The organism is Christiangramia fulva, from assembly GCF_003024155.1.
GTDB classification, from domain to species: domain Bacteria; phylum Bacteroidota; class Bacteroidia; order Flavobacteriales; family Flavobacteriaceae; genus Christiangramia; species Christiangramia fulva.
Window position 1 is genome coordinate 4,051,943 of record NZ_CP028136.1, and the last position, 12,636, is coordinate 4,064,578.

The 12,636-nt window shown below is 41.1% G+C and carries 5 protein-coding genes; all 5 read right to left on the reverse strand.

Annotated features, from left to right (window positions below; genetic code table 11):
• Positions 1 to 43 precede the first annotated feature (43 nt).
• Entirely contained in the window at positions 44 to 1,561 is a 1,518-nt protein-coding gene (locus C7S20_RS18025; protein ID WP_107013761.1) for a RagB/SusD family nutrient uptake outer membrane protein, read from the reverse strand.
• A 23-nt stretch (positions 1,562 to 1,584) separates the two neighbouring features.
• A complete protein-coding gene (locus C7S20_RS18030; RefSeq protein WP_159039976.1) occupies positions 1,585 to 4,707 on the reverse strand; it encodes a SusC/RagA family TonB-linked outer membrane protein in 3,123 nt (1,040 codons plus the stop codon).
• A 277-nt stretch (positions 4,708 to 4,984) separates the two neighbouring features.
• Positions 4,985 to 8,335, reverse strand: coding sequence for a DUF5107 domain-containing protein (locus tag C7S20_RS18035; RefSeq protein WP_107013763.1), 3,351 nt, complete (start codon positions 8,333 to 8,335; stop codon positions 4,985 to 4,987).
• Between the two features lie 7 nt (positions 8,336 to 8,342).
• Positions 8,343 to 11,168: a sugar-binding domain-containing protein gene (locus tag C7S20_RS18040; RefSeq protein ID WP_107014319.1), complete on the reverse strand. Its 2,826-nt coding sequence runs from the start codon at positions 11,166 to 11,168 to the stop codon at positions 8,343 to 8,345.
• Positions 11,169 to 11,182: 14 nt separating this feature from the next.
• Positions 11,183 to 12,568: a sugar porter family MFS transporter gene (locus C7S20_RS18045; protein WP_107013764.1), complete on the reverse strand. Its 1,386-nt coding sequence runs from the start codon at positions 12,566 to 12,568 to the stop codon at positions 11,183 to 11,185.
• Between the last annotated feature and the right edge of the window lie 68 nt (positions 12,569 to 12,636).

A 12,636-nucleotide genomic window follows, 5' to 3' on the forward strand; every position in this document is an offset into this window, starting at 1 on the left:
ATAAAAAATTGACACTTCGATCTAAAAATAGAAATAACAAAAACTACCAATTGGGATTTTGATCCATTTTTGGGTTCGTATTCAATTCGTTTTGTGGGATAGGAAAAAATTCATTTTTTGCCAAATCAAAGAATTCTTTACCTACTTTATCACTATTCATAATTTCTTCCTCAAGTAGCCCCCACCTTTTAAGATCATAGAACCTTAGACCTTCTCGGAAAAATTCAACCATACGCTGATGACGGATTTCTGCCATGAAAGCCTCCTGGCTTAAACCCTCCTGAAGATCTGGAAGGTTGGCTCTGTTTCTTATCCTATTCACCAATGGGTAAGCCTCTGAAACTTTTCCCTGCATGGTCAATGCTTCGGCATACATCAACAGAATATCTGCAAAACGCAATCCCTTTTCATTAATATTAGAAATCCAGATCCCCTCATTGTCATCCTGATAATTCTGATATTTTTTGATTAATGAATTAAAACCAAACTGCAAAGTGAAATCAGAAAAAGGCTTATTATAGAATGTAGCTCCAGGATAATCCCAGACTATAGACGCATACATTCTTGGATCAAAGTCCCCATTTATTGTTTTCTCTTTTTGAAATTCCTGAAACATCTTGTTTGTAGGAAAGGCTTCAAACCAACCTCCAACCTCGGTTGGGGCAAATTCCTGGGCCGTGGTCACGCCTTGAGATTCATTTGCATTTTCCCCGGCCCAAGGATTAGTACCACCCACATTCTGGTTTTGAATTCCAAAAAGACTTTCCTTATTATTATCGTATTCAGCTATAAAATTATCTCCATAGTTTTCAAGTAAATCATAATTGAATGGAGCCTTAGGAGACCCATCCGGCTTTGCCAGTAAAGCAAATTCTGTTTCTGCCTCCGGCCATTTCTCCTGGTATAAATAAGCTTTACCCAAATATCCGATAGCAGCTCCTTTTGTGGCTCTTCCTACCCATTCTGGAGGATAGTTGACAGGCAGATTAGATTTTGCTTCTTTTAGATCATTTTCTACCTGAGTCCAAACCTCAGTCTCTGGAGACTTCGCCACAAAATAGTCTTCCCTTGTCTCCGGGACATGTGTTATTATGGGAACATCACCAAAATTAATTGCTAAATGAAAATAGTTTAAGGCTCTCAGAAACTTTGCTTCAGCAATTAATTGTGCCTTCTTTTCCTCCGAAATATCGGCATCGGGAGTATTTTTGATTACCTGATTAGCTCTAAAAATACCCGTATAGAAACCGGCAAACATTGAAGCAGGAGTACCCGTTGTAGGATCATTTGTAAATGTTGAGAGTTGATATAAAGCTCTCACATCATTTCTAATGAAGAAATCGTCTCCCCTACCATTAGTTAACTCTATTCCTCTTACACCCCAGTAGCCATTATTTACATCTCGTAGCACCTTATACGTGGCAGCTAAACCCGACAATACATCGCTTTCGTTTTCCCAGAAGCTTTCCTTTGTAATTACATTGGGATTGACTTGCTCCAAGTCATCCGTGCAACCATTTAATGTTATTGCTAAAAATAGTATATATATATAATTTTTCATGATTATAGTTTTATTATTTGTGATTAGAGGGAAATATCAATACCTAACATATATGTTTTAGACAAAGGATAAGCTATGTGTCCAAAATCTACTCCTCTATCTAATACAGAGCCTGCTCTACCTATATCAGGATTATATCCGGAATAATCTGTAACAGTAAATACATTATCTGCACTTAGGTAAATCCTAGACTTTTTTACGTGAATACTCTCAATAATATCTTTTGGTAAAGAATATCCAATCTGTAAAGTTTTCAGTCGAAGATAAGATCCATCCTCCAAAAAGCGGCCGGATGTCCTTGCATTTTGGTTAGGATCATTTATTACAGCTCTTGGTATGCTGGTATTAGGATTCTCAGGAGTCCAGGCGTTCAAAGTACTGCTGGCATAATTATATTCCAGATTCATCCCTTCTAAGTCCTGCCTTAAGCCATTATATATTTTATTACCATAGGTTCCCTGAAAGTACAAGCTCAAATCAAAATTTTTCCACTGCGCATTACCCCCGAGGCCGTAGGTAAAATCCGGATTAGGACTTCCCAGGAATTGACGGTCATTTTCATCAATTTGTCCATCATTGTTATAATCAACAAACTTTACGTCCCCAGGTGATGCATTAGGTTGAATGAGCTTGCCGTCTCTAGAATACGCCTGTACCTCTTCTGCTGAATTAAACAAACCATCGGTTTTTATCAAGTAAAAAGCACCTACAGGTAATCCTGCCTGAGTCACTGTTGCTGACGCCCCATGATGAGTAGGCTGGCCACCGAAAATTTGTTGTGAACCGGTACCAAGCTGGACCACTTCGTTATCTACAGAAGAAAAAGTTCCGGTTACCTCATAATTAAAATCTTTGATAGTGTTCTTATATGTCAGAGAAGACTCAAATCCTTTATTAGTAATTTCTCCTGCATTTATGTATGGACTATTTCCACTTGCTCCTGTAGATAAAGGAATAGGCACCTGAAGCAAAATATCAGAATTCTTCTTAACGAAATAATCTGCCGTTATCTGCAATCTTCGGTCAAACATAGACAGGTCTGTTCCTATATTTAAGGTTTTAGAAGTCTCCCATTTTATATCTGGAGTTGCGAAAGCCATTTGAATAGCTCCGGGCCAAAGATGTTGGTCTTGCCCTACGACATAATTAGTGTTGAGATTTATGGCCGGGCTAAATCGGTAATCCGCAAATTCCTGATTACCAAGTACACCATAGCTTGCTCTAAGTTTAGCTAAATCAATAAAGGAATCTTCGGAATTGAAAAATTCTTCATTAGAAAGATTCCAACCTATCGCAATAGAAGGGAAATTACCATATTTATTACCTTTTCCAAACCTTGAAGATCCATCCCTTCTAATAATACCGGTAACCGTATACCTGTCATCGTATGAGTAAATTACCCTTCCGAAATAAGATATCAAAGAATTTTCCCATGCGTTGCTTCCTGAAGCTATATTAGTAGTTCCTGCATCCAATACCATAACCCCAGACGGCATACCACTTTTACTTCCACTAAGTCCCCTATATTGGGTGTCCTGGTAAGTATAGCCTACTAAAGCATGAATTTCATGTTTATCCAAATTTTTATCATAAGATAAAGTGTGCTCTAAGAGCTTATATTTGGTTTCATAACGACCTTCGTAAAGGTCAGCATCAAGATTTGTAAAAAGACTTCCTACTTCGTATGGATAGGTATATGTATAATCATAACCACTGGTGTTAGTATAACCTGCATTTAACTTATATTTCAAGCCATCCAGAATGGTGAACTGAGCATAGGTATTTATAACTGCTTTCTTTACTTCTGTTTTTGGAATTTCAAGATATAGCTGAGCCACGGGGTTGGCAACATTCACTACTGGTCCATAGGCTCCCCCGTATCCTCCAATGGCATCTTCATTATAGACGTCAAAAACAGGAATCATTTTTGGGGCAGACCCCACAGGATTTCCTCCCTGGCCTCCCCAACCTCCGGCCATATTGCGCCAATCTTCTTGAGAAAGCAATACAGTTTCGCCAACTTCAAGCCTCCCTTTGGTGAAGGATGATTTGAGACGAAGATTATAGCGTTTATAACCCGTTTCTTTGACGATCCCATCTTGATCTAAATAACCTCCAGATAGACTATAAGTATAGTTGTCCCCTCCCCCACTAGCTGAAATATTATAGTTTTGCATGGGTGCTACTCGATAAATTTCATCCTGCCAATCAGTTCCAATACCAAGACTGGCAGGGGTTGCTGCAATGTCCAAGCGTGCAAGACCTGCATTATCATGAGCTGCATTACTCACCGTGGCCCACTCAGAAGCATTTAATACATCGAGTTTGTTCGCTATTTTCTGAACTCCGTAGTAAGCAATTATATCTATACGATTTTCGCCTTTTTTTCCTGATTTTGTTGTTATTAAAACTACCCCATTTGCCGCACGAGATCCATAAATTGCAGCTGCAGAAGCATCTTTTAAAATATCCATAGAAGCAATATCATTGGGTGCCAAATTGTTAATATTATCAACCTGAACCCCATCAACAATGTATAAAGGACTGTTATTTCCAAAAGAACCAGTACCTCTAATTAAAATCCTAACACCAGAACCAGGGTTTCCTCCTGCTGATTCGACCTGAACACCAGCGACTCTTCCCTGCAAAGATTTTTCTACAGTATTTGCGCCCTGAGTGATAATATCTTCTGCTTTAATAGAGGAAAGGGCTCCGGTTACGTTTTGTCTTCTTTGGGTCCCATAACCCACAACAACAACTTCGTCTAAGCTCGCTAGGTCTTCTTCCAAAGAAACATTAATTACCTTTTGGCCATTGACAGGAACGGTTTTGGTCTTGAAGCCTACATAAGAAAATTCGAGCAATGCCTCATCTTCATTAATAATAATTTCATAATTTCCATCAAAATCAGTCACTACACCATTATTCGTTCCAGCAACTAATACAGTTACACCTGGGAGAGGTAAATTATCTTTTTCAGAGACAACAGTACCCGTTACTGTTTTTTGTTGTCGACTTGTCTCCTTTAATAAATTAATCTTGACCTCCTTGGCAAACGTCATGGAGCATCCAAGACAAAACAAGAACAGAAGAAATATTCCTTTATAATGGAATATATGAAATTTGGATAAAGTAGTTTTTCTCATAATTTTAGTTCTATTTTTAAAGTATAAATGATAGTCAAAAATTCTTTTTTTTAACATAAATTTTACGAAGTAAAACAAACATACAAAAATAAAGGTAAAAAGTACCCTTATTTTTTAAAAATATTCTTGCCATGAATTCACCAAAAATATCTTATGATAATCCCAAGTTTTATTGCTGAAAACCAAAAGTTCTTTTTGATAGCAACCTTTACCTTACAGTTTACACATCCGGAGATAATGCTTTCTTTTCCATAATTGTAAATAATTTTTTCAACTTTTATTTTTCTCCATTGTTCGCCTTTCGCTTACGCAGATATAATAATTCATGTGCTCCAGCGTGCATCCTGTTGATTTCGAGTACTTCTTGAAAAACAGAAAATGCTTTCTCTTTGTTCCCCAGGCCAAGTTCTGCCAATCCGATTAGGTATTTTGCTTCCCATTCATTTCTGTTCCGGAGATCATCATCAAATACCAGTAATAAGGGGAGGGAAGTTGCAAAGTAATCTATCTTGACCTCTTGTTTTAGCTTTACCTCGCCAAATGTCTTTATCTGGTGCAATAGGCTGTTTGCCTCCTCAATCCTCCCAAGTTCTCTTAATGATAGAGCCTTGTAGTATGACAACTCTGAATATTGGCTAACGGCCATATCAACAAAGTCACCTTCTTCGTTTGCACTTTTCCGAAAGTATTCGGTGGCCTTGTTCAGGTTTCCCAATGCTTTATGAGCCATACCTTTCCAGTAGTTGATGTGTGCCAAAGCCTGCAAGGGGTGATATTTTTCCCCTAAGTTATCAGGGGTATTCAACGATTTTTCGAAATACATCAATGCTTTCTGCGGGTCCGCCTTTTCTAAGCCTTTTTGTCCGAGCTGCAGGCAGGAAGAGGTATATTGCCGCAACACTTGTCCTTCCCCACCCTCCCATGGATGGAAGTTTTTATTCTCAAGTAATTCAAGCGCCTTCTCGTATTGGCCGGTAAAATTATACAGCGCAGCTAATTCGACACTAAAATCGTCGCGGTCCAGTATTCTCTCTTTAAGTGGTTCAAGATTTGCTAATCGATCAGTGGGATCATCATTCAACTTTTTTCGTAGTTGATCAAACTCGTATGATATCCGCATATCCTCCGGAGATAGCTGCACCGCTTTCCTGAAGGCTCTTCTCGCCTTTTCGCCATTGGCACTAGTATTCCAGTACGCAATGCCGAGGTTTCGATAGAGTGTTCCATATTCGCAACCTGCACTTGCTGCTTTTTCCCAGCTATTTATAGCATCTTCGTGGCGTTGGAGGTTAAAGTAGTAATTCCCCAGGCCATAAGCTGCCATCGGAACTGCTTTGTTTTGCTGAATGGCCCATTCCAGTACCAATTGCTCTTGAATACGCGAAGGGAAAAAATAATCATACGAGATAGTGGTAAATTTTTTAAGCAAGGACTCCGATGCTGATTTCTTGTTCATCTTTTGAAGAAGCCAGGCCAAAATAAATCGTGTCATTACTGTTTTTTTCAGTGGATTAGGTACCGCGCAGATAGCAGGCTCATGTTCGTGATGCAATTGAAGGAGTTGAATCGCTTCCTCATAAAAGCCGCCTTCGCAGTAATCGAAAGCAATGTCGATGATAGTTTGGGCATCATTCCTGGAAAATCTCAAAAATTCACTGTAATCCCCGGACAAGCTAGTCTGTACATGCTTTGCCCATTGATCTAGCGGATCTGTTTTTATGAGCGAATCAATTATTTTTCCGGCATTTTCACCCTTTCCCAAACGTTTCTTTATTACTGCCCCCAGCACAATTGCTTTATTGTTTTGCCTGTTCGTATCCAGCGATGCTTCAATATGTTCCAAAGCTTGTTCATAATCGGTGCGCATACAATCAATTAGTGCAAGATGATAATAGGCTGCTGATCGCCACTCATAATTCCAGGTCGATTTATAAAGCAATGCATACGCTTCACCAATTTCATCCTGGTACTTCGCTACAATGCCACCAAAAAAATGTGCTTCGCCAGATGCCGGATTGGGATGATACCTGGTTTGCATTTCAATCGCCGTTCTAAAATTCTGCTTGGCCTTATTAAGTCGTCCTTTTCTTAACTCCGCGCGGCCCAGCGAAATATGAGTTTTGTAGTTCGACGGATCACGTTTTATAGCTTCTTCCCAATACGGCTCGGGATAGCGTGTCGGATGCCGGTAGAGTTCAAGATGTTCTCCAATCAGCTGCAGTTCGCTGCTGCTCTTTACATCAACTGGCTGTGCAGGCTCTTTGGCTAATTTCCGGTTTTGCAGCTTATTGATTTCACGGTGCTGGTACGCTAATAATTCTTTCCCATGTTCATCTAAAACCGAAAGCGAAACCGCTTCTTCCTGTCCGGCTTGCAGAATGATTGTTTTCTCAATCCAGGGATTCTCAGGCGAGATCGTCATCTTCTTAAAAACCCGCTTCTGATTCCCGATATTCAGAATAAACTGTAGGTTTGCAAACTGGCGGCTACTTGCCACTCCAATATCTAATTTATTACCTTGTTGAAGAACAAGCCTAATAGCCAAATTGTTATTGGCATTCTGCACTGGACCTATTTCTTTATAACTCCACCAGAATTGTGAAAATGTCTTGGTCTCGTAAGGCAACAGATAGGAGAAATCGGGTTGATTATCGGTATAAACGCCGGCCATCAACTCGAAGTAGGGATCACCGTTGTCAGAAAGTTCGCGATCCCAGGCTTTGCCAAATTCCTCACTTCCCCAGGTCCATTGCTTTTTGCCCGGTGCAATGTGCCTGTTAGCAACATGGATGAAGCCACCTTCGCTTTTAAAATCGAATCCTCCAAAAAAATTATATTTCGTCTCGCAAACCATATAGCTGGTGGGTACCGGAATATTTTGATAATTTCGTAAATCATTTCTCCCGGGCCGTTCGTGATAGGAAACACCATAGTAGTCATTTTTGGCAAAAGGAAAGCTACTCATAGCACGTACCGCATGATCGGCGACATAATGCACATCGGGTGGAAAGAAGCTCTGGTAATCCTGATGTACCTTTACCGCAACATTGGCCCACCACAAAAAGGTTTGCGTTAATGGAGTCCTGTTGAACAGGCGCCCACGGAGTTCAATCAATGAACTATCTGGTCGAAGACGGATTCCGTGCATTCCTTTCATCCGGTTCATCGGATCGTTTTCTGACATCCAGACGGTTTTTGCGCCGTCTGCTTCCTCCTCGATAAAAACATCGGTTGGCAAATAGGTGCCGGGACGGTGGTGTTGCGGCCAGTTGAATTCAACGCCTCCGCTAATCCAGGGCCCAGCAAGTCCCACCAATGCAGGTTTTATAACCTCCTGTTTATAGAAAAAGTTGTAATTATTATTGGTCTTATCTTGTGCTTCAAATATTCGCCCCCCTATTTCGGGTAACATGACTAAACGTACGAAATCATTTTCTAGAATTGCGGCATCATATGCCTGATCTCTCTTCTCATCAAAAACCTTATCGATAAAAGGCACGGGGTAAACTTTACCGTTTGAGCCCTGATAAACCCTTTTCTCAAAGAAAAGAGGATTGGTTTCGGGCTTCCCTAATCCGTAAGTTGGAATGGTTCGTTTCTCTTGATATGCTTTAACTATTTTGCTCATCTACAACTTATTTTATGATCGAATTGAGCTGCGATACGCTTAATTCAACCGTTGGATGAAATCGGTCGCTGGCCATGTAATGAAGGAGGCTTTTTTTCATCTGGTCCGCTTCAGGCCTGTCAGCCAAATGATTGACCAAATCGACACCACTGATAAAAATGCTGCCTTTTCCGACTTTTGCTTCGAAAAGAAGTGCCAGTCTTCTGTTCGAAACCCAATCGTCGATTATCCGGACGATCGGCTTTAGATCAGTAGCAAAAGAATCAAGTTGTATCGCATCAGAGTGACTCATAGCATCCCACCATTGCCAGTTCGAGTGATATTCAGTGGGGAAAAGTTCCAGCGCAGGATGTTCCGGGTCGCACAGAATACCGAGCGTGTGTGGTTTTTGTCCTCCCGTCCAAGCCGTATTCCAAAAAATACTGGAAAATCCAACACCGACATCGCCTCCCATATTCGAGGTGACTTTTCCCTTTCCTAAGCTTAACAGGACCTTCCCTCCATCTTCCAAGTGCCTAAACACCGATGGACTTAGATCTTCTACAACCTCAATATTCTTTGGGAGTTTTATTGGAGAGGCAGGATACACCCATATGTCCCATGAGTTTTGATACTCTTTGATTGAAACTTCTAAGGTTAACTTACGTGGTTTGTTCTCCTTCTGAAATTGGTAAACAACTTTCCCCAATTTATTAGCATTTCCGAGTGGAATATCCTGCTGCCCCAGCGTCCCTTCTGCGATGATTTTCTCGTTCTGATAAATTTTCCAATGGGGGCTAACATTTTTCAGAGGTGATTCTCCAAAATGTGCAACTTCAATATTCGCTGTGAACGTTTCGTCTTCCCTGAAAACTCGTTTGTCCAACCTTGCCAAAGGAACAGTCGAATTGCAAAAGTGCCGAAACTCTTCTGGCGAGATGTAACCCTTCTCTTTCCAGAAAGCATCGAGTACCCCAACCAGAGCTGTGCCCTGGCCCGGGAAATCCTGCAAGCCCAATAACTGAAAGCCCCCAAAGTTTGGCGTTCGCAGGGCCGCTTCAATGTCGGCTTTATAACAAAGCGCCTGCAGTTTCCCGGATGCCAATAACAGGCTATCGGCTAGCTGCCCCATGTGGTGAGCACTCAAACTTTCCTGAAATAATTCGAAATTTTTAGCTTTCAGTACACCGGTGTATTTCTTAATTTCTTTAAAATTCGGATAAACACACCACTGCCCGATTTCGTGGCTAACCATTGGTTTTTTCAGGTTTTTAATCCCTTCTGACCAATCATAAGTGGTTTTGGGCTGCTGACTATTGATAATACTTTTTAATTCTTCGCCCCATCCTTGAATCCGCACGTTTTCTGAGGTAAGATGATAATCACTTTCGGAAATTACTGGCCAGCCTGCAGCAGTAGTATACAAACGGCGATCGTCTTGCTCTTCCCAATAGGTAACGAATTTTCTTAAGAATGTTGTGTAATTTGGTCCACCCGGCTCATTCCCATAGGCCATCATGACAAAAGATGGATGGTTTCCGTAGGCATCAACTATGCGCTTACTTTCGTCATAAATGTACTGATCGATTGGCAGACCGCTCCCCAACTGGGTACTCTGATTAGCCCATGACGAACACTCTACTTGAAGGTAAACCCCCATTTCATCAGCAGCAACAAAGGCAGCTTCTGGTGGGCACCAGGAATGAAAACGGACATGGTTTAGTCCATGTGATTTAATGGCTGTAAATTCCTTTTTCCAATCTTTAACATTAGTGGGCGGGTAACCTGTTTTGGGGAAAATAGCACAATCAAGGGTTCCACGCAAAAAGGTACGGTGACCATTGATCGAAAAGCCTGTGCTGTCCCCCTCAAAATTACGAAACCCAAAATCAACAGACTGCTTATCTTTTCCTTCCGGATAGTCAATTTCAGCAGAAAGTGCATAAAGGTTTGGATCAAATTCATCCCATGTCAGCGCCTTTTCATTCAATACGCATTCCAGATTCACTGTACTTTCTCCTGCTGGAATTGTAAATTTATACTGTTTTATCCCAGCTTCACGATCAGTTTTCTTCAGTTTGATTTCAACTTCGATCTTTATATCCTTTTTTTTCGATGAAGTATTGTTGACAACTGCTTTTATGTCTACAATATTTGATTTCAGATCCGGAAAGACCTTCAGGCTTTTAAAATGAATCTGATCTGCACTTTGCAGCGAAATATCACCTACAATGCCGTTCCAGTTCGTTTGTGTATGATCTGTTATACTATGGGAGTTCCAACCTACATCAACATCTTTTGTGCGATTGTCAACGCGGACAGAAATAAAATTATCACCCATTCTAACCAACGAGGTAATATCGTATTTATGAGGAGTTGCAAGGCTATTCTGCTGACCTGCTTTTTTTCCATTCACCCAAACCGTTGTTTCCCAATGCGGTCGTTCAAGATTAAGCCAAATGCTTTTTCCCTTCCAGTTTTTAGGAATGGTTACTTTTCTTTGGTACCAGGCAGCACCTGTATATTTTTTTTGGGGCTGCAACCAAAAAGGAAACTTGACATTATCGGGATCAAAATAAGGAGCGTAGTTGGAGTCTTTATACCACTCCGGATTTCTAATACCGCCAGTCCATTTCGTGTCTGGTGTAATGTCAAAGCCCTTCCCATTTTCAACCATTGATCCGGGAAGTCTAACACTGTGGTCAAGATCTTGAGAATACCACCTTTCGGTGATTCCGACATCAAGGGAATCTAGCTTAAATTGCCATTCTCCACTCAGTTCTATTTTTTGTGCAGACTTGGTGCTACATGCCCAAACTGAAAGCAGCAACAATAAAAGTTGAATATACTTCATCAAGTTCATTTTAGTTAGTTTACAATTTCATGTTCTATCTCCTCCAAAGATTTTCCTTTGGTTTCAGGCAATTTTTTGAATATGAAGATGAGCCCACCTAAGCAGATCAGTCCATAAAGCCAGAAAGTGCCTGACGCCCCAAATGTGTAATTCAGTAACGGGAATGTATAAGTCAATAGAAAACTTGCCAGCCAAAGCGAAACAGTGGCAACAGCCATTGCCGCGCCCCGGATGCGGTTAGGGAAAATTTCTGAAAGCACCACCCAGGTAACCGGGGCGAGCGACATGGCGTAACACGCAATAGCTAACACAACCAAAATAAGAAGAATCCAACCGGAGATATGGAAAAAATAAGCAGCGCCCATCAAAACATAAATTCCGGCCAAGCTGCCTGCTCCAAGTAACATTAGTGCACGTCGTCCCAGTTTGTCAACGGTATAAATTGCCACGAAAGTAAAAACCAAATTCACACTACCGGTGACCACGATATTAAATAGAATGTCTGAAACCCCATAGCCGGCAGCCTCAAATACCTCCTCGGCATAGTTAAAAATAACATTAATCCCACACCATTGCTGAAATGCCGCGATTACGATCCCGATAAGCAACACTTTTTTGATGCCTGGCTCAAACAGTTGTCGATAATTTACTTTACCGGTTTCGTTTCGAAGCGTTTGCCGAATACTGGCATATTCTACATGCGCATAATCAGATCCACCAATGCGGGTCAGAATTCGTTCAGCCTTCCTTTCTTTTCCATTTTTCGCCAACCAACGGGGACTTTCCGGAACAAAAAACATCAGCAAGAAGAACAAAGCAGCAGGAATTGTTTCAGCCCAAAACATCCAGCGCCAGGCAGTTTGACCGTTCCATGAAGCCAAGACCTGACTGTCAGTTGCACCAGGAGCAACAGGCTCAGCAATTTGCCAGTTTGCCAATTGTGCCAGCAGAATACCGATGACAATTGTCAATTGATTGAGCGAAACAAACTTGCCCCGAACAGCGGCTGGTGCCACTTCGGCAATGTACATGGGTGATAAGTTCGAGGCCAAGCCAATGCCGATACCTCCCAAGATCCGGTAAATAATAAATATGTTGTATTGATTTGAAGCCCCTGTACCAATGGCCGACAGCGTAAAAAGAAAGGCGGCAAATAACAGAAGTTTCTTTCTTCCGTAGCGGTCAGAAAACATCCCGGAAATAATGGCACCCAATAAACAACCGAGCAACGCGCTACTCATAGCCCACCCTTGTAAATTAGGTGAATTTGCGATGTCGAAGAACTTCTCGTAAAAAGGTTTAGCGCCGCCAATTACCACCCAATCGTATCCAAATAACAAACCTCCCAGGGCAGAAACCATGGAAATAGCGAAAATGTACTTTATGTTTAGTTTTTTCATTGCTGTTAATTTACTGCAGGCGGTTTGAACCTGTGGTAAAGAAAAAAATTAGTAATCTTTATTGAAAT

Bases quoted from the DNA above. Each gene is read 5' to 3' on its own strand.
- C7S20_RS18035 (WP_107013763.1), bottom strand. From the start codon at position 8,335: ATGAGCAAAATAGTTAAAGCATATCAAGAGAAACGAACCATTCCAACT.
- C7S20_RS18025 (WP_107013761.1), bottom strand. From the start codon at position 1,561: ATGAAAAATTATATATATATACTATTTTTAGCAATAACATTAAATGGT.
- C7S20_RS18030 (WP_159039976.1), bottom strand. From the start codon at position 4,707: ATGAGAAAAACTACTTTATCCAAATTTCATATATTCCATTATAAAGGA.
- C7S20_RS18045 (WP_107013764.1), bottom strand. From the start codon at position 12,568: ATGAAAAAACTAAACATAAAGTACATTTTCGCTATTTCCATGGTTTCT.
- C7S20_RS18040 (WP_107014319.1), bottom strand. From the start codon at position 11,168: ATGAAGTATATTCAACTTTTATTGTTGCTGCTTTCAGTTTGGGCATGT.